Origin of the sequence: uncultured Flavobacterium sp. (genome assembly GCF_937967675.1) — a bacterium.
Lineage (GTDB): Bacteria > Bacteroidota > Bacteroidia > Flavobacteriales > Flavobacteriaceae > Flavobacterium.
Genome location: NZ_CALBSN010000026.1, coordinates 1 through 20,289 on the forward strand (window position 1 = coordinate 1; position 20,289 = coordinate 20,289).

At 28.7% G+C, this 20,289-nt stretch carries 16 protein-coding genes; 14 read left to right on the top strand and 2 right to left on the bottom strand.

The features are described 5' to 3' along the window. Positions 1-99 precede the first annotated feature (99 nt). The 9 genes from Q0075_RS01490 to Q0075_RS01530 all read left to right on the top strand — a co-directional run bounded on the left by Q0075_RS01490 (position 100) and on the right by Q0075_RS01530 (position 9,687). The gene (locus Q0075_RS01490; RefSeq protein WP_297867971.1) at positions 100-885 is read left to right on the top strand and encodes an RHS repeat domain-containing protein; all 786 of its coding nucleotides are present in this window, start codon (positions 100-102) and stop codon (positions 883-885) included. Between the two features lie 4 nt (positions 886-889). Beyond that, entirely contained in the window at positions 890-4,456 is a 3,567-nt protein-coding gene (locus tag Q0075_RS01495; protein ID WP_297867972.1) for a DUF6443 domain-containing protein, read from the top strand. Between the two features lie 29 nt (positions 4,457-4,485). Continuing rightward, positions 4,486-4,896: a hypothetical protein gene (locus Q0075_RS01500; RefSeq protein ID WP_297867973.1), complete on the top strand. Its 411-nt coding sequence runs from the start codon at positions 4,486-4,488 to the stop codon at positions 4,894-4,896. A gap of 224 nt (positions 4,897-5,120) precedes the next feature. After that, a complete protein-coding gene (locus Q0075_RS01505) occupies positions 5,121-5,819 on the top strand; it encodes an IS1 family transposase (protein ID WP_297867974.1) in 699 nt (232 codons plus the stop codon). 38 nt (positions 5,820-5,857) lie between these two features. Further along, positions 5,858-6,430 carry a hypothetical protein gene (locus tag Q0075_RS01510; protein WP_297867975.1) on the top strand — a complete coding sequence of 191 codons (573 nt, stop codon included), beginning with the start codon at positions 5,858-5,860 and terminating at the stop codon, positions 6,428-6,430. Positions 6,431-6,990: 560 nt separating this feature from the next. After that, positions 6,991-7,764, top strand: a complete 774-nt coding sequence (locus Q0075_RS01515; RefSeq protein WP_297867976.1) for a hypothetical protein — start codon at positions 6,991-6,993, stop codon at positions 7,762-7,764. Next, positions 7,764-8,267: a hypothetical protein gene (locus Q0075_RS01520; RefSeq protein WP_297867977.1), complete on the top strand. Its 504-nt coding sequence runs from the start codon at positions 7,764-7,766 to the stop codon at positions 8,265-8,267. The genes Q0075_RS01515 and Q0075_RS01520 overlap by 1 nt, the downstream gene beginning before the upstream one ends. 116 nt (positions 8,268-8,383) lie before the next feature. Beyond that, the gene (mobC, locus tag Q0075_RS01525; protein ID WP_297867978.1) at positions 8,384-8,746 is read left to right on the top strand and encodes a plasmid mobilization relaxosome protein MobC; all 363 of its coding nucleotides are present in this window, start codon (positions 8,384-8,386) and stop codon (positions 8,744-8,746) included. 2 nt (positions 8,747-8,748) lie between these two features. Next, on the top strand, positions 8,749-9,687 hold the full coding sequence (locus Q0075_RS01530) for a relaxase/mobilization nuclease domain-containing protein (RefSeq protein ID WP_297867979.1): 939 nt from the start codon (positions 8,749-8,751) through the stop codon (positions 9,685-9,687). 232 nt (positions 9,688-9,919) lie between these two features. On the opposite strand, the gene Q0075_RS01535 is transcribed toward Q0075_RS01530, so the two are convergent. After that, the gene (locus Q0075_RS01535) at positions 9,920-10,432 is read right to left on the bottom strand and encodes a hypothetical protein (RefSeq protein ID WP_297867980.1); all 513 of its coding nucleotides are present in this window, start codon (positions 10,430-10,432) and stop codon (positions 9,920-9,922) included. A 327-nt stretch (positions 10,433-10,759) separates the two neighbouring features. On the opposite strand from Q0075_RS01535, the gene Q0075_RS01540 reads away from it, so the two are divergent. Genes Q0075_RS01540 through Q0075_RS01560 form a run of 5 tightly spaced genes read left to right on the top strand, consistent with a single transcriptional unit; the run spans position 10,760 to position 18,871 of the window. After that, complete coding sequence (locus tag Q0075_RS01540; protein WP_297867981.1) at positions 10,760-12,589, top strand: AAA family ATPase; 1,830 nt, start codon at positions 10,760-10,762, stop codon at positions 12,587-12,589. Beyond that, a complete protein-coding gene (locus Q0075_RS01545) occupies positions 12,573-14,552 on the top strand; it encodes a UvrD-helicase domain-containing protein (RefSeq protein WP_297867982.1) in 1,980 nt (659 codons plus the stop codon). Before Q0075_RS01540 ends, Q0075_RS01545 begins: the two co-directional genes overlap by 17 nt. Before the next feature lie 4 nt (positions 14,553-14,556). After that, positions 14,557-15,780 carry a Shedu immune nuclease family protein gene (locus Q0075_RS01550; RefSeq protein ID WP_297867983.1) on the top strand — a complete coding sequence of 408 codons (1,224 nt, stop codon included), beginning with the start codon at positions 14,557-14,559 and terminating at the stop codon, positions 15,778-15,780. Between the two features lie 8 nt (positions 15,781-15,788). Continuing rightward, a complete protein-coding gene (locus Q0075_RS01555) occupies positions 15,789-17,432 on the top strand; it encodes a DUF6035 family protein (protein WP_297867984.1) in 1,644 nt (547 codons plus the stop codon). A gap of 2 nt (positions 17,433-17,434) precedes the next feature. Continuing rightward, complete coding sequence (locus Q0075_RS01560) at positions 17,435-18,871, top strand: hypothetical protein (protein WP_297867985.1); 1,437 nt, start codon at positions 17,435-17,437, stop codon at positions 18,869-18,871. A gap of 7 nt (positions 18,872-18,878) precedes the next feature. On the opposite strand, the gene Q0075_RS01565 is transcribed toward Q0075_RS01560, so the two are convergent. After that, complete coding sequence (locus Q0075_RS01565) at positions 18,879-20,171, bottom strand: site-specific integrase (RefSeq protein WP_297867986.1); 1,293 nt, start codon at positions 20,169-20,171, stop codon at positions 18,879-18,881. Between the last annotated feature and the right edge of the window lie 118 nt (positions 20,172-20,289).

Here is a 20,289-nt window from a genome sequence, read left to right on the forward strand (position 1 = left end):
GTTAAAAATAAGATTTTATTCTTAACTTTAACTGGAAGCTAAATTAGTATATCCACTCCTTGTATTGTAACTTATAATATAACGAAAAACAGTTATATTTTGTATCAAACCAAGTCATATGATTACAAGCTCCTTTCCACCACAACAAAAGAATATTTTGGACCTAACTTAACGGATGAAGTGGTAAGTACAACAAATTATACGTATAAGCCAGACAAAGTAAGTTTACCAAGCGAAATAACAACAACCAATAGTTCATCTGAAACTACAAGTACAAAACTATTTTACCCTAGTGATGCATTAGAGTTACAAAATTTAACCCCTGTAGAAACATCAAGTTTAAATACATTGCAACAACAGCATAATGTTGGTGCATTAGTAAGAACAGAAAATTATTTGAATGGTCTAAAACTTGACGTAAAACAGGTGTCATATGCTCCATTTGGTTTAAAAATTTACCCTCAAAAAATTAGTTCATTTAAAGGGAATGGTGAAAATAATTTAGAAGATAGAGTTGATTTCTATAGTTATTTTTTTGGACTACCTACATTAGTATCTCGCTCTAGTGGTACTAAAATTAAATATGAGTACAACAATAACTTACAAGTCGTTTTAAAGATAGAAAATCCTATTAATTTAGAACTTCCAACTACTCAAGGAACAAGTGCACCAAATAATTCAAGTCCATGCTACTATCAGAATTTATATCCTAATAGTATGGTAACGTCGTATGAGTATGATTCGGCAACAAATAATTTGATAAAAATAACAGATCCTAAATGTGATATTATTACTTATCATTATGATGATAATAATCGATTATTATACGTAAAAGATGCCGATGGAAATATATTAAGTGAAAATGCTTACAATTATAAAAACTAGAATAATGATACTCATATTAAGTAAATTAGATAATATACAACACGTGTTTTTTAGAATAATTTTAATTTTTGTTCCTTTTATAGTTACAGCACAAAGCTCAGATAAGAATTATATCAAAACCATAACATATAAAGTTCCTAATAGTTCTTCTGATTCCAACCCTGATAGCGAAGTTGCCAATGTACAAATCAGCTATTTTGATGGTTTAGGCAGACCTATTCAACAAATTGCTCACAAGCAATCTAATACCAGTAAAGACATCGTAACACATATAGAATACGATGCCTTTGGCAGACAAACCAAAGAGTTTTTGCCGTATATCAGCTCGGGTAGTTCTCTTAATTATATCTCTTCTGCAGCTTCTGAAGTAGCTAGCTTTTATACTTCCGCCAATCTTGCCAATACTGGTAATCCTAACTTTGAAACTACACTATACCCTTACAGTGAAAAAGCACTTGAAAATTCTCCATTAGACAGGGTTTTAAAACAAGCAGCTCCTGGAAACCCATGGAAAATGGGTAGTGGAAAAGAAATTAAATTTGAATACCTCACAAATAAAGAAAATGAAGTTAAGTACTTTAAAGTTATTGCTAATTGGAACGCTACTAATAAACTATATGAACCCGCTATTGTTAGTACAGGATATTACAACCCAAATCAACTTTATAAAACCATAACCAAGGACGAAAATTGGAAAGTTTTTAGTGATAAAAACAATACTACAGAAGAATTCAAAGACAAAAATGGTAAAGTTGTTTTAAAACGTACCTATAACGATGGAGATAAATACGATACCTATTACATTTATGACCAATATGGTAATCTAACCTATGTAATTCCGCCTTTAGCTGAAGGTGTTGCAAACCCAACCATCTTAAATAATTTAGGATATCAATACAAATACGACAATCGAAATCGGTTGGTAGAAAAAAAACTTCCTGGTAAACAATGGGAATATATCGTATATGATAAAGTAGACCAGCCAGTGGCAACAGGGCCAGCATTTTCACCATATGGTGATGGTAGCGTGGGTTGGATGATTACTCAATATGACGTGTTTGGTAGAGTTACTCAAACCGGTTGGAAACAAATGACGGTAGATCAAAATGAACGAAGCAACATGCAAACCATCATTAATACTGGAAATAATCCTTTTACTTTAACAGCAAGCGAGGTGCTATCAAAAAACTTCTATGATAATTATGATTTTAGCGGAGCTCCTAGCAATTTACCATCGCTAATTGAAAATCAAACACGTGCTACTAATGTAAAAGGATTGCCAACGGGCTCATGGGTAAAAGTATTAGACAACGCTAGCAGCAATACTGCCGAGGTGTCTTATACCCTATATGATTACAAATACAGACCCGTACATACCAAAACCACCAATCATTTAGGTGGCTATACTCAAATAGACACTCACTTAGACTGGGCTGGAAAAACCCTATACACACAAAACAAACACAAACGCATAGCAGATGATACTGAAATAGTAGTAAAAGACATTTTTCAGTACGATTTACAAGATAAATTAGTAGTACACAAACAACAAATAAACCAATTACCAGAACAATTAATCACTAAAAATACGTATGATGAGTTAGGACAGCTCATCAGCAAAAATGTGGGTGGTTCTGATGTAACCGGTGCAACAGGTTTGCAAAAAGTTGATTATTCTTATAATATTAGAGGATGGCTAAAACAAATTAATAATGTAACCGATATGGAAACCGATAACGATTTGTTTGCCTTTAAAATAAATTACAACGATACAGAAACCGCCACTGCTCTTTTCAACGGTAACATTTCAGAAACCTTTTGGAAAACCAGCACCGATAATATACAACGAAAATACAAATATACCTATGATAATCTTAACCGTTTACTAAAAGCCGATTACAGCAAAGAAGGCAACACCGAATTTAACAGCTATTTAGAACACCTTAGCTATGACAAAAACGGAAACATTAAAAGTTTAATTAGAAATGGTGCCATGGACACCGATGGTATGCAGTTTGAAAACCCCATTGACAACTTAACCTATTTATATGATGATGATAATAAAAATCAGCTGTTACGTGTTTTCGATTCCACTGCAAACCCACAAGGTTTTAGTGATGATAGTGATGGTATATCCGATGCTGAAGATGATTATAAATATGATGATAACGGAAATATGATAAGTGATACCAATAAAGCAATAACCCATATTAGCTACAATCATTTGAATTTACCCGTAGAAATTATTTTTGGAACCTATGGCAAAATTGCCTACCTTTATAACGCAACAGGAAATAAACTAAAAAAAACTGTTACCGAAGGAACAACAATTACAACTACTGATTACCTAACTGGTTTTCAATATAAAAACTCAAAGTTACAGTTCTTTTCGCATGCAGAAGGTTATGTTAACGCTACCGAAGAAATGGTTTTAATGGGAGGAACAAGCTATCGATTTAATTACGTGTTTAATTACACTGATCATTTAGGTAACATACGCTTAAGTTATAGCCTAGACCCAAGTACAAAAGTTCTTAAAATTATAGAAGAAAACCACTACTACCCTTTTGGACTCAAACACTCAGGCTATAATTCTGATAAAATGATGTACACAAAAGAAGCCGAGGTTTTAAAAATTAAACCCGTACCGCCTTTGTTTATTACCAGTTATAAGTATAAATACAACGGAAAAGAGTATCAAGATGAGCTAGGGCTTAATATGTACGCAATGGACATGCGTCAATATGACCCAGCCATTGCTCGTTGGGTAGTGCAAGACCCTGTAGTACATTTAAGTGTGACACCATATACAGCTTTTGATAATAACCCTGTAATATTTTCAGACCCAAGTGGTGCTGATGCCATTTATAATTGGGATGGACCAAATAAAGGACAGTATACAGATAATGGAGAAGTAGTTAGTTTTGAAACCGCAATGGCTCAGTATGGTTTTAATGAAGATGGTAGTGAAAAAGGAGAAGGGCAAGGAGACCCAGGTAGAAGAAGACCAAGACAGAGAGAAAGAAATAGAGGAAGGGTTGGTAGCGGTAGTTTTATTTTTGATGCCAGAGGTCAAGAATTATTTAGTCATTGGTTATCAGGGTCAGGAAAAGACTTAATTTTAATATCTCAAGAGTGGCAGGATTATATGCGAGATAATGAAATTCTAAATAACGAGCTTATATCTCAGGCTTTTTCAATGGCTAGTGGTATGTCAGATAGAAATGAAGTAAATAGTTCTTTTGTTTCAGGTAATTTTCCTTTTGAGATTCAAAATGGCTATTTTACAGGTTATCAAATGTTACATGGTACATTGTTTTTTAGTTTTGGTGTAGTTGGTAAATATGATAAAAAAACTGATTCATATTCATTTAATTTTAATTTGAAATGGTATGATACGATTAATCCTAATCACAGTTATGGTGCAGATACAAAGGCAAATGATTTTTTAAAGAAGTTTTACTCACCGAAAGATTATAGTGTAGAAATTCGATGGACTCAGACAATTACAGTTTCTGGAGCTGATATAAAAAACAATAATATAAATGGAACAGTTGTTACAGGAAGATAATGCATAAAATCAATATAAAATATTAAAATATGAAGCGTATAGTTATATTAATAATAATTTTTATGTTTTCTTGTCAAAAGGAAGATAAAAATAATCAATTTATAAAAAGTAATCAATTTGTATATGCGCCTGGCATTTATTATCATAAACAAATAAAAATTATAATCAAAGAATTTAATGATGGGAGCTTAATTTATGGAATTGCAGATAAACTTAACAATATTATTTATCAACAGAATATAAATCAAAGTTTTAGTAATAATTCAAATTGGTTCTTATTTATAGACCAAAATGACAATATATGGTTTTTTACTTCTGACCTACAACTAACAACAGTGTTAATAAAAGAAAATGAAACTTACGAATATAAAAAAATAGCCAAAAATAGTAATGAGATTCCTAATGAAATGAAAGCTAAAATAGAATCAATAACTAATTAAAATAGGATTAGTTAACTAGTTCGCAGATATAAACGGCATTGATGTATGAATCAGAAATGCCGTTTTTTTTAAGTTTAAATAATATGGTAATGTATCAGATTTAGTGATGAGCACTCTTTGTGTATCTAACAAATTGATAATCAATAAAAATTAAAAATATTTGCAAAAAAGATGAGCTATATAGTTCATCTTTTTTTATGTTTAAAGTGCTTAAATCAAAGAAAATGATAAAAAATGAGACCTCGTGTATCAGATTTAGTGATAGCAAATTTTGCCCAAGTTGTGAATCTAATGATATTATTAAAAACGGTTTTACTATTAATAAAAAACAGCAATTTATTTGTAAATCATGCAAAAAAAGATTCATAGATTTTTATACTTATAAAGCTTATAATCATTGGGTAAACAAAAGAATTGTTCAATTTACAAAAGAAGGTCTTGGAATAAGAAGTACGGCAAGAATATTAAAAATATCAACCACAACTTTATTGAAGAGAATAATTGCAATTGCTAAGAAAATACCTAATCAGCCAATAATCAAAAACAAAACCTATGAAGTAGATGAAATCAGAACATTTATAAGAAATAAAGAACGTCCTGTTTGGATTGTGTATGCATTAGAAAGAAAAACAAAACAAGTTGTTAATTTTAGTATAGGAAGAAGAACTAAACGAACGTTACAATATGTAACAAACACATTATTACTCTCAAATCCCAAAACTGTTTATACAGATAATTTGGTTCATTATAAATCTTTACTTAATGAATTTATTCATAGAACAAAACCTTTTGGAACAAACCACATAGAAAGAAAAAACCTTTCACTAAGAACACATCTTAAACGGCTAAATAGGAAAACAATTTGTTTTTCAAGGAGTTTTATAATTTTACAATGTATTTTAAGGATTTATTTTTGGGGTTAATTCTTTTTCACTAAATTTAAGACTCTAAAATTTTCATCATGATTACCTTCTCAGAACACCTAATCGTTACAAAAGAGCTAAATAATGTAGTATGTAGATATGCACAAAAAGTTCTTTTAAAAGAATTTTTCCTTGATTTTACATTTCTAAAAAATGAAAAAGGGAAAAGGAAAATCAAGACAAAAAATATTAATCCCTTATTAGAGGAGTTAAGTTCCCTACAAGGTGATATTTATGGAGATGAAGAATTAGAAATTTCAGAATTTATAACTGGGTTTGTTTCTAAGCTAGATCAAAATGATAAAACAGCACTTTACTTTTTAACACTCAATGAAAATTACCTAATCTATTATGATGATTTTATAGCTAATGAAGGAGCTGATTTGGATGAAGATTCAATTGACAAAGAATTTGGAAGAGAACTTGCTTATAAAATTTATAATCCGAAGGCATCAGGATTAGATGAAGATTTAAATGAACTCTTACAAAATGAAATTTCCTCTTTCGCAGATGATGTTGACCTAAGTGAAATAGATGAAAACACAATTGAACACATTTTGGAAACCATAGAAAGTCATTGTAATATAGCAGCATCTTTATTAATAAAATAGTTTACTTTTTAAACCAGCTTGTAAAACTTGCTGGTTTATTTTTTTATTTTTTCCCTCAACTTAAATTCTACGTTTTCATGAAGCAAGCCATGTTTTTGATAGCAAAAACGCTCCCTTTGGTCACATGGCTTGGCAGGGTTGCACCCCACACCCCGCTGAAATCAGAACATTTGCAATGTTGAAATTCTTGATTAATTTTCTTGTTTAATCAATTTTAATTAGAGTGTTTTTCAAACTGAAATGACTTTAAACTTCTACTTTTAAATTACAAAATACCTTCAAATTCAATTTGAAATTGAATTTGATTATAAAGTGATAAAATCTTTTTCAAAATTTATTTTTTACAGAAAATACTGCTAATTTATTTCATTTAGCTGATTTTCAGACTCTTCTTTGTTTTGATTTTTTTAAAACATATTCATTTTTTTTATACTTTTTAAAAAGTATCAATAAAATGATTATCAGTAAGTTACGTAAATAATTTTTAATTTCAAAATATTATTTTCTGTTTCTTAATTCTATTTTTGATGCCATATAATTTTAAATTATTACAAAATAGTATGGAGATAAAACCTTTAGTTTTTAAAAACTATGATTATATCAAATGGAATGATATCAAAAAAAAATATAGAGAAGAATATAATTTAAATCCAGTGAAATTAACAGAAACAGAATTAAAATCCATTTTAGCTGTTCTTTTTTCCATTTGCTATCATTATCCTGTTATTGAAGAACACCAAAAAGTAGAAGTAGATGTGATTTTAACTGGTTCTATTCCAATTTCTTCTACAACCTCAAAATTCGGATTAGTTTTATTGGAAAATCTTGATAATGATAATCAAAATTGGTTTAATTTTCTTAAGGGTAAAAACTATCTTTTATCAAAAATTTTTTCGGATTTCGAATTGAATGAATTCATTCGTTTAGCAATGATTGATTATATGGCTATCCGAAAATTTGAATATGGGAAGTTTTTTTTAAGTGAATATTCAAAATCGATTATTGATACAAGTGATTATTTTTTTGAATCTAGAGCAGAAAGAGTAAAACGAACTTTAGATATTACTTCAAACAAACTTGAGTTTGTGGCTAATAAGATTTTAAAAGAAAATACAGTAATGAGTAGTAAAGATTTGTTAATCATGTCTTTTACTTTTAATGAGTATTTTTCAAAATCTAGTAATAAAGATGTTGTTTATGCTATCACAAATTATATTGTAAGAGATAACTTTTTTGAATTAATAGTAAAGAAAAAAATTTTCAAAGAGAAAATTAATAAAACATTAGGTACAAATTGGAATTTAAATAGAGGACGAGGAGGTCACAAAAGATAATGAAAAAAGAAATATTAATCGACGCTGTTAAATTTGTTGAAAATTTACAAGATGAATCATCTATATTGGTTATTGATGGCCATTTTTTTAATCTTAGTCAGCTAAAAGCAATACAAAAAAAGCTTCTAAATTCTGATAGAGAATTAAAAGAAATGGGTATTGTAGTTAAAGAAAATCTTTCCATAAGAAGGGCTTTAATAGTTTTACTTCAGGAGAAATATTATCCATTAAAAACCTATAACGAAATTGACATCAATTTAGAGCAACTTGTAAAGCAAGCCAAAGTTAGATTTCAAATTGAAAATAGAAGTATTAATAAGTTAAATACACCACAAGCCATACATCCTAAAAATCCATGTCATCATTATGAAGATAGACCGCTGGAAAAAGGACATTATAAAAATGCATTGAAGCTATTGGTTAATCCTTGTCAATTGTTTTTTCAAGATGAAAATGCTTTTATAAATCTTGTTACTATCTATGAAGATATTCTAAATTGTTAGCTAGTATCGTACATTATTTTGTGTACGATACCCTCATTTTTCCATTTTTTACCCATTTAAATTTGTCTTGTTGAACGAATTTAAATGGGTTTTTTATTTGGATTCGATTCTGAATTTTGAAACAATTAAAAGATGAAAATATGGGACGACCAAAAAAGAAGATAGAAGAAATTAAGCTATTTCAAATCAATCTAAGAGTAACTTTAAATGAACAAGTTGAACTTGAGGAAGCGGCAAAATCACATGGATTAAATGTAGTTGAATTTATTAGAAGAAGGGCATTACACAAACAATTACCAAAATTTTCAATGTCAGGTTTAGAAAGAGATTTACTAATTGAGCTTTCTAGAATTGGGAACAACATTAATCAAATGTCCAAAAAAGTCAATCAAGGGAATCCTAATCTGAGAGGATTAGAAGAGGAATTACAGAATTTGAATAAAAAACTAAACGAAATTAAAAATCAATTATTGATGTAAATATGATAGCGAAGCAAGTTAAAGGAAAGGATTTTTATGGCGTTTTGAAATACAATCAAAACAAAGTAGATAAAGGTGAAGCTATTGTTTTAGATACCAATCTTTCATCTGAATCAGTTGTCAAACAAACTAAAGAGTTCAATATAGTAAGACAGCAAAAACCAAATCTATCAAAAGCGGTTTATCATGTGAGTTTGAATTTACCCTATGAAGACTCTAATAAGTTATCTGATGAGAAATTCGCAAACTTAGCAAGAGATTACCTTGAAGGAATGGGATTTGATGAAAATCAATATATAATCTACAAGCATTTTGACCAAGATCACTCCCACATTCATATTGTGGCAAATCGGGTTAATTTTTCTGGAAATGTTGTAAGTGATTCACATGATTATAAACGAAGTGAAACTTTAATTCGAAAATTAGAACAGAAATATAATTTAACCGAATTAGTTCGAAAGGAAGAATCAAATGTACTTACAAAAGGTGAGATTGAAAAATGTCTTAGAACTGGAGAAAGTCCAGATCGTTTAGTGTTACAGTCAATAATAAATGAATTATTAAATCAACACTTAACCATACTTGAGTTTTTTCAAAAACTCAAGGGAAAAGAAATAGAAGTAAAACTGAACAAAAGTACTACTGGATTAGTGTCCGGAATTTCATTTAAGTACAAAGATGTTACTTATAAAGGAAGTAAAATTCACCGAAGCTTATCATATAATAACATAATTAAAAAACTCAAACCAAATGAACAAAAGCGAATCAATAATCCTATTTCAACAAATACAACAGAAATTGGAAAAACTAGAGAAGAAACAAGAAGAACTTTCAGCCCAACTGAAGAATTCAGCCGAAACTATAGTAGAAAATCAGAAAATTATTTGGGCGAAAGTAAAGCAAATGAAAAGCCAAAACCAAGAATAAGATTTAGAAGATAAAATATGAAAGCAGAGACTGCATATAGCGTAATACAAGCCCTTCCAGAAACGGAAGTAGCTCGCTTGTACAAAATGCTGGGTGTGCAGTCTCCTACTCTATCTAATAAAAGTAAATCTAAAAAGAAACCGCTTATTTCTGATGCAGAGGCTACGGAGTATCTTTTGAGGAAGTTGAAGAGGTATTAAAAAGGGAAACGGAGCTTAGGCTCCGTTTCCCTTTTTATCAATTTATTTACTCAATAACCGCATAAATTCCTAATACTTCATTGTACTCATCCTCAGATACAACATAAGGTATTTCAAAATAGTGTTTAAAAATATCTTCAAAAAATAGACCAAAATATATAATTAAAAAGTCTCTAACATTTCCTGTTTCAATAAAAACTTTCAATTCTCTGCGATAATTTTCTTGCGATTCTTCCGTGTTAAAATCATACATTTCATAATTTGGTCTGCGAAGTACATTAACACCTCTATACACAATTTCAAATTTTATACTTTTCACCAATTGAGAAATAAGTTTGTCTCTTTGTTCTACAGTTAAAAGTTTGAAGAATGAATCTAATTTCAATGCGAAATTTTCTGATCTGATTAGGTCAGGGACTTCACTAAATTTAAAATACGATGGAGATAACTTACAAGTTTTATTTATTGAAAAATCGGGCTTTTCCTTGTCAAACAATAATAAACTTACCAATGGATGTAATAACTCTGAACGCTCAGGGTTGGGATTTCTTTTTTTCATAATGTACCTAATTAAAGAGGCGTGAAACTAGAATCAATCCGCTACTGAGCCACTAGGAAGGCTTGACAACAAGAAAGAAACCGTCCACGCCAGTACTAGGCACGGACGTAATCCCATCTGTTATTAAGTTGTCATGAAGATTCCTAGTTTTCAGTAACTAATAACGATAGCTTACGCAAGTGTTAATATTTTAATGTTGTAAAATTAAAAAAAACAAACCATAATAACATTTCTTATTTAATAAATAATTACTTTAAAATTTTAGTTTTTGTTCATTATAAAACAATAAACCACTAAATTTGAGATTTAAGATTAATAATAAAATTAATGTATTTACAAAATATAAAATTATGGAACTTTAGAAAATTTGGTTCTGATAGGGAATTTGATATTAAAAAACCTAACCTAAATTTAAACTTCTCAAAAGGTTTAAATGTTATTATTGGTGAAAATGATTCGGGAAAGACAGCGATAATAGATGCTATTAAACTTGCTCTAAAAACGCATAGCTATGATTACATTAGAGTTGAGGATAAAGACTTTTATAGCAATTCAGATCGTTTTAGAATTGAACTGATTTTTAGTGGATTAATCCCAGATGAAGCAAAAAATTTTACCGAATGGCTTGGTTGGGATGGCTCAGGAGAAAATGCTGTGCCATATTTGAAAATAAATTATGATGTAAAAAGACAAGGCAAAAAAATTTTACCGACTGATTTAAAAGCAGGTTCGGATGAAGATGGTTATCAATTAACAGCTGAAGCAAGAGAATATATTAAAGCCACATATTTGAAACCGCTAAGAGATGCGGAAAACGAATTAATTGCGAAACGCAATTCAAGATTATCTCAAATTCTTTTGGGAGATTCTGCATTTAAAGGAAAAGAAACTGATCACGAACTTGTACTTATATTTGAAAATTTAAGCAAAGAAATTGATAAGTATTTCAAGGGTCAATTTGAAATTTCAACAACTAACGATGACGGTGAAGAAGTAAAAATTTCACCACAGGAAGGAAAGGTTATTAAGGACAAAATTGATGGATATATTAAAGGCTTTTATAGTAATGAATATGAAGCGGAATTTATTGCTTCATCAAATGATATAAAAAGTATTCTTGAAAAATTAACCTTATTCTTAAAAAATGAATTAAATCCTGGACTAGGAACACTTAACAGATTGTTTATGGCTGCCGAATTACTTCACTTGAACAAATCAAACTGGAGTGGTTTAAGATTAGGTTTAGTAGAAGAATTGGAAGCACATCTTCATCCACAAGCTCAAATGCAAGTTATAGAATCTCTTCAAAAGCAAGATGCAATTCAGTTAATTCTAACCACACATAGTCCTAATCTAGCATCTAAATTAAAACTCGAAAACCTGATTATTTGTAATAATGGTAATGCTTTTCCAATGGGTTCTGACTATACAAAACTTGCCCCTGATGATTATAAATTTTTAGAAAAGTTTCTTGATACAACAAAGGCTAATTTATTTTTTGCAAAAGGAATCATTTTAGTTGAAGGATGGGCAGAAGAAATACTTATTCCTAGTATTTCCAAAAATATAGGTGTTAATTTAACTGAGAAAGGGATTTCAATTGTTAATGTTGGTAGTCTTGCATACAGTAGATATGCAAATATTTTTCTTAGAAAAGAAGCCCCATTAATGACAATACCAATAGCTATTCTTACAGATTCTGATATTAGGGAATATGAAAAGGTACAAATTGGGGGTGAATCGGTATGTCAAAAAAGAGATTTAGCAACAATAAAAGCAGAAACAGACCAAAAAATTGCTGATTTAAAAGCTAAATCTGAAAATAATGTACAGTATTTTATAGCTCCAAATTGGACTTTAGAATATTCGTTATTTAAATCAAATAGTTTAACAAACACATTACAGCTCAATGCTAAATCCGTTCATACTGGGACAGATTGGGAAACAGATTTTGAAAAATCATTAGCTGAAAAACTTATTAATAAAGGTTTAAAAAAAACAGAGATTGCCTATAGAATTGCAAATGATATTGATGAGGACTTAAAAAACTATGAAGAGGAAAAGATAGATGCAAAAACTATAAATATTGCGATTAATGATGAAACGGACAGTATTAATTACCTAGTAAAAGCAATAAACTATGTCGCAGGAAATTAATATAACAAATGAAGACATCCTTCATGCGGAAAAGATTCTTCTCCCTGAAGGAAAAACTTTTGATAATGAAAGAAAAGACTTTATTCGCAATCTTAACACAATAGACCTACAAGCTGTGCCAGGAAGTGGTAAAACCACTACACTATTAGCAAAACTTTTAATATTAGAAAAAAAGTTACCATTTTCAGATGGGTCAGGAATACTTGTATTATCACATACAAATGCCGCAATTGATGAAATAAAGCATAAAATACAAAAGCATTGTCCTAAGTTATTTTCTTACCCCAATTTTGTTGGTACAATTCAAAGTTTTGTTGATGATTTTTTAGCAATTCCTTTCTATACTTCAAACTTTAAGAAAAAACCAATTAGAATAGATAGTGAGATTTTTGATGAAATCGCAAGTGGTTATTTTCATAATTTACCAGAGTCAGGTGCAAAAAATTGGTTATATCAACAACACGACCCAGAAAGCTTTTTTAAAAATTTAAGATTTGATGTAAACTTAAATTTATTAAAGGGAGTGAATGGAGAAGTATGTTTAAGTCGCCAGAACAACTCACAAACATATAAAACGTTCACAACTATTAAAACCAACATATTAAAATCTGGATTTCTAAATTATGATGATGCATATTTTTTAGCAGAGCGTTATTTAATACGTTTTCCTGAAATTAAGAATATTCTACAAAAACGTTTTTCTTATGTATTTGTTGACGAAATGCAAGACATGGATACCCATCAATATAATTTATTAGAAAAATTATTTTTTGATGAGGGAAATAGTATTTCAAATTTTCAGCGAATTGGTGATAAAAATCAAGCTATTTATAACTCCGTAAAAGTTAATGAAGTCTGGAATGATAGAGAAGAAATTTTAAGATTAAGTGGAAGTCAAAGGCTAAGTAAACCAATAGCCGATATAGTTTGTGAATTTGCCCTGCACTCTAATGATAACTTTGAAATTATTGGATTAAATGAATGCGAAATAAAGCCTCATATTTTAATTTTTGAAAATTCATCGATTAACAATATCATTCCGCATTTCACACAACTAGTGAGGAACTTTAAAGAAAATGGTAGTTTAATTGATTTTAATAAATATCCTTCCAAAGTTGTAGCGTGGAATACAGAGTGGAAAGTCCAAGCTGATATAGATAATATTGCCAAACTTAGACTTGTAGATTATTTTAGTGGTTTTAAAAAAGATAATCAAAAACCTAAACAAGATTATAATTGCTTAAAAAACTATCTTTTATTTTATGATAAAAGCAAACTGACACTAGAACCTATTCGAAAAAACATACTGAATGCTTTTTTAAAAATATTACGACTAGAAAATATTAATAGTGAAGACGGGAGAACCTTTACAAAGAAAAAATTAATATATTTTATTAAACAAAAAGATTTTGTTTTTCACGAACAATTTAGTTTAAATATATATAATTGGTCTATTGGCATAATAAAAGGAAAAACAAATGAGATTTGGGATGAGATAAAAGAATATGCCCCTGTTTTTTTAAGTTTTTTTTCAGATGCTCAAATTTCAACTAGCTCAAATTTTATATCAAAAGATGTAGAAGATATTTTAATTGAAAATATTGAAGAGCCAGAAACTACAAACATATATAAACAAGGTGACTTAGAAATAGAAGTGACTAGTGTACACGCTGTAAAAGGACAGACACACTGTGCTACATTATATTTAGAATCTTTTTTTGATAGGGGCTATGGAAATTACGAATCCGAAAGGCTAAGGAATCAGTTTTTAGGAGCACAGACAATATCTCAAACTCTTGCTGTTGTTCCAAACAGCCATGATAAAATAATACAATCAACAAAAATGGCATATGTTGGGTTTTCAAGGCCTACCAATTTTCTTTGTGTAGCAATTCATAAAGACAGATTTGATTCTCGCTTATCCGATATAGATAGAAATAAATGGGAAATTATTGAAATATAAAAAGATGGTTGAATTCAATACAAAAAAGAAAAAAATAATTGCTACTTATTATCCTTATGAAAATTCGAGTACAGCATGGATTTTTGAAAAATTTAAAAATAATGAAACAGTTGTATTTAATAAGGTTTATAATTTCAAGAAGGAGAATTTAAAGAAACTAAAAGAAGGTGATATTAATAACGATGTAGATATCGATACAGATAATTCAATAGATTTTGTTTTTGCAAAATTAACTGGTGATTATTACAAAATCGAAAGAGGTATCTTAATTGATAAACTTGACATATACTTTCATAAAAGCATCGAATTAGTTAAAGAGTTTTTCATAGCAGAAAGTGATATTTCAATTTTTAAAAAAATAGAACAAGTAATAAATGAGGATATTTATATTGGAGGCGACAATACAAATGCAATTTCAGAAGTAGATTTTTTAGGTGTAATAAATGATTTTCCAACTAAATATGAAAAAAAATTATATTCCGAGGCAAGATTAACCAATGTAATAAAAGAGTTTTTCTCCAGCACAATTAATGCTGAAAAAAAATTTGACAAATACATTGACAAAAAAGCAACTAACAAAGGCGAAAATCTAATTAAGCTTTTTAGTGATGTTGAATTAGTAAAATATCAAACAATACTAGAAAAGCTTGAAAAAATGTTATTAAGTGAAATTTCCTATTCTGAAAATGATTGGCAGGATGAAATTTTACAGATAATTTTATTACTGTATCCAAAATATTTTTTGGTATTTAAAGAAGCTCCTATTAAAGCTAGTTATGATAAAGAGAAAAGTATAAGGGATGAAAAATTCATTGATATACTCTTAGTTGATTCTGATGGAAATATTGATTTAATTGAAATAAAAAAGCCTTCAGATTCTTCATTGATGACAAAAGGGCAATATAGGAGCAATCATATACCACTAAGGGAATTATCAGGCACTGTAATGCAAATTGAGAAATATATTTATTACTTAAATCGATGGGGAGAAAATGGAGAAGAGTTTCTGACAAATAAATATAAAGATGAAATTCCTGAAGGATTTGAAATAAGTATTACAAACCCAAAAGGTTTCATAATTATGGGCAGAGAAAGTAATTTATCAATTGAGCAAAAAAAAGACTTTGAAGTAGTAAAAAGAAAATATAAGAATGTAATTGATATTATCAGTTATGATGATTTATTAAACCGATTAAAATTTACTATTGAGCAAATAAAAAAGAACTAAACGATAAAATGAGCGATTTTTTAAACAAAAGAACAATAGAATTCGTTTTAAATAAAGAAGATGGTTCAACGGTATACGCGGATGACTTTTTCGTTAAACCAGAGAATGAAGTTTTCAAATATAGAAATGAATTACAAAAAGCAATTAAAGGAATTAGAAAGCCTTTTTTTGTGTGTTACTTTTGTGGTCAGAATATTAAAATCAACGGTGGAGGTCTAACAAAAAAAATACTTCATTTTGCCCATAAGAAAGACAGTAATGATTGCCATTTAAAAACAGACAACAATTATTCAAGACTAGAAATCCAGAGAGTTAAATATAATGGTGCAAAAGAAAGTCATCTTCATTTTGAAACCAAAAAATTGATTAAAGAATTTATTGAATCAAACAATGAATTTTCAAATATTAAGGTTGAAAAAGTTTTAAAAAGTAATACAAATTATCTCGAATGGAAAAAACCTGATATTTCAGCAAGTTATAAAAATATAAACATAGTTTTTGAAATACAATTATCAACTACTTTTTTAAGTGTCATTGTTGATAGAGAATACTTTTACAAAGAAAATAAAACTTACATATTGTGGGTTTTTAGAAATTTTGTCATTGATGAATTTAAACAGCGATTTACAGAAAAGGACGTTTTTTATTCCAATAATCGAAATGCTTTTGTTTTAGATAATCAAGCAATAAATCTATCCCAGCAAAATAATGATTTATATCTTTTATGCTACTATCAAATACCAATTATTGAAAACTTAAAAATTAATTATAATTGGGAATGTAAATATGTGTGTTTTGAACAATTAACTTTTGATGAGGTTAATTTTAAAGTTTTTTATTTTGATGTTGAAAAAGAAGAGAGAATCTTAAAGGAACAGATTTTAACAATTGAAAAGGAATTAAGGGAAAAGAAAATTGCAAAACAGGAGAAAGAAGAAGCACTAAATTCACAAAATGTAGTAACCCCTTATTATAATTATTACTATAATGAAATAGAGGAAGAAAAGCCAATAATAGACCGTAAAGAGCAATATATTATTGAGCGAAATAAATTATTTGATGAGGTAAATAGAAGTACTCAAATCAAATTAAGAAATGTATCTTATATTACAAATTATCAACGCTTATTTTTAACAGAACATAATTTAATTTATGATAAGATTTTTGAGCTATTTAGAAATGGGTATATTTTTACAAAGACTGATTTAAGTTTTATCAATAAAGAGTTTGAAAACAAAATTCTAACAACTGAAAAGCTAAATGAATTTACAATTATTTACTTTATTTCAATAAGTATTTTTCTAAGTAAATTGAGCAAGCATAAAGAACTATTTAATTCTTATAACAGTTCAATTCAACAACTCCTTTTTACCATTTTGTCAATAAAAAAGAAAAGAGTGATTGGAAGTAATTTCTCGAACCTAATCCAAGTAGTTAATCACTATACTAATTTAAAAAATGACAGAGTTGTATTTTTTGATGTTGTTGTAAAAGCAATTGAAATTTATTGGGGAATTGATAAATTTTGCAGTAGTGAGGATAAAAAAGGTTTGCTAAAACCTAAAATTTTGAATACAAACAATTGGAAACCTCAACAAGATACCAAATACAATAAAATTGTATCAATTGTTTTTCCTGAAATGAAATTTTAAATATGAGTTCAAAAAGAATACCTTTTTTCTATAATAAAAAGCCTATAACTTTTATTAATGACTTTGAAATACCTAAAAAAGGTGTTTTTAGAAAGTCAAAATCTTCATTAGATGGAATTGATGAGGTTGAGTTATCTAGTTTAAAAAATGAGTTTAAAGTTGAATTTGATTTTAATAAATATAGTAGAAAAAGTAAAAACCTTGGTGTTGGAGATGTTATTAAAAAAGTAAATTTTGACTCTAATGAAAAAACAATAATTTTCAATAGTGTATTTATTGGTAGATTTTCAAATCAAAGTTTAGAAGGCTCGATTAATGAATTACATTCTAAAGGGTTTTCAAAATCAAAAAAACAATATTTTAAATTTGTTATTCCAAATTCAAAATCTTTAGATATAATCTTTCAAATTGACCACATAGTTATTGAAAATGATTACGGCATCCGTTCAAGTGTAGCAACAAAAATAAATCTAATGGAGGAAGAAATATTTATACTGGAGGAAAAGGATGAAAATAAAAACAAATACATTATTATTGAATCTTGGAAAAAGCAGACTTATGAGGAATTTAATAATAAAACATTTGCTATAAGGATAGCTTTAGGTTACGTTTCTGGGTATTTTGCAGGAAATAAAGGTTATTTCTTTTCTTATTCAAACTCAAAGATGGAAAACTACAATGATTTTTATTTTACCTCATTAAGAGATGAAATAAAAACATTAATGAATCCAATAAATACAAACCTATTTTCTTGGTTAAATGATTACAGAAAGGTTGCTGAAAAATATTATAAACTGAAAATATTTAGACCTTTAACAATTAGTGAATTTTCATTTTTATGCAATAAATTAATTACCAATGATGAATTTACAGCAATGATATTGTTAATCATTGAATCAACAAAGGCAAGTCTAATTTTTAGACCAAGTGGTTATTCAATCGCGCTTGAAACACTATCGGATATTATAATTGGAGCAGAAAAGGAAAAAATAGCACCAATAAATTCAAAGCAAGATTTTAAAGAATTTAAAAATGACTTGATTGATGTATTAAATAAGCATTCAAGTAAAGAATCATTTAAAGATATTAATACGTTACAAATAAGGATTGAAAATATTAACCAAATTACTAATTTAGAAAGTTTAAAGAAACCTTTTTCAATATTAGGAATTACTTTACTAGACGAGGACTTGAAAGTGATTAAGTCGAGAAATGATTTTTTGCACGGTAGAGTTCCAGATTTTAAAAAACAAGGCACAAATCGCTCAATTGAATCAAAGGATTTTGATTTATACTATGCAAGTGTTAGACTTTATACACTTTTAAATGTTTTGATTTTTAAAATGATTGGATTTGACAACTATGTTTTAAATTTTCCTAAGATTTACGAAAAAAACACAAAGTTCAAAGTAAAAGAAGACTATTACAGGAAAATATAATTCATTCCTACTTAATCAAATCACTATAATCTTCAGGCAACTCCGCATCAATATCTCTTAAATATTGCTCCAGTGCATTCATCGTATTATGTCCCGTAATTAAAAGCAATCTACTCTTTGTTTCAAATGGCGTGAGTGTTTTTCTCATTTCACGGTAAATCTTAGTAATAAAAGTGTGTCTAAAAGAATAAATACCATATTCCTTCCCTAAAGCAAAGTAATCCTTATCCCCTTCTTTTGCTTTTTGAGTAAACAAATCTTTTACTTCTTTAAATCTTTTAGTAAAATAATCTCTTCTGTTATCATCAGTAGCTTCCCAACTTGAAGGTATGCCTTTTGGCGTGAAAAGAAAATCATTTCCATTGTAATTTGATAAAAAAGATAATTCTTGCATTAAAATATTTGGAATAATTTTCTCTTTTACTAGTTTATTCTTGGCTTTAACGATTAATTTTTGCTCTTTTAAATCAATATCCTCCACACGTAAACGACAAACCTCGATAGGTCGTAAAAAATTGTAAGAAACGAATTTTATAAACAATAATAAATTAGGATCTGTTTCCTTTAAAAAGGAATAAATACGTTCTAATTTATTCTCTGAATAACTCTTGTTACGTTTTGGAGGTGCTTTTAAAACTTTTATTTTAGAAATAAAATTTGAGGCAATAACATCGTTATCTTCTAATACTTGAAACAACGTTTGGATATCTGTTCTGGTATTGTTTCTATTTCTGGCACTTGAAGTATCTAATACCATATTGAGATAATCCATTACGATTGATTTTTCCACAGAAGTTATAAAACGAAACAAATAGCCTTTTTCTTCTAAATACTTTTCAAAACGCTTGATTCTGGATTTAAAACGAATATAGGAATTCTCGGTCATCATATTCTTTTTGATGTCCAGTGCGAAAGCAAAAGCTTCTTTTACGGATTTAATTTCGTTTTGAGTACCTTTTTCGTCATAAGGATTGTAGCCTTCTTTTAAGATTCGAAGTAAATTACGGCGATAGGTTTCTAAAATTTCGATTCGCTCTTCTTTAGTTTTATAGCGGTTCACGCCACCTTTGATAAAGGGTTGTTTTTCTAAAAAACCTGTTTTTGGATTACGAAAAGAAAAATATACAAACCAGTTTTTCTCTAAAGCTTCTTGTTGTTCCGTTTTAGAATATTTGGACCATTTGGTAATTTCAATACCTCCGGTATAGATTTTGGGTTCGGTGTAATTGCGTTTTGGCTTCAAGGTAAAATCGTTTACGGTTTCGTTTACGATTTGTAAGATACTAAGAATTTTGGACATAAAAAAAGGTTTTGAAAAGTATTCAAAACCTTTAACTTTAAAGCCTTAGCGGGCTTTTTTCTACTTAGTAGCGGGAACAGGACTCGAACCTGTGACCTTCGGGTTATGAGCCCGACGA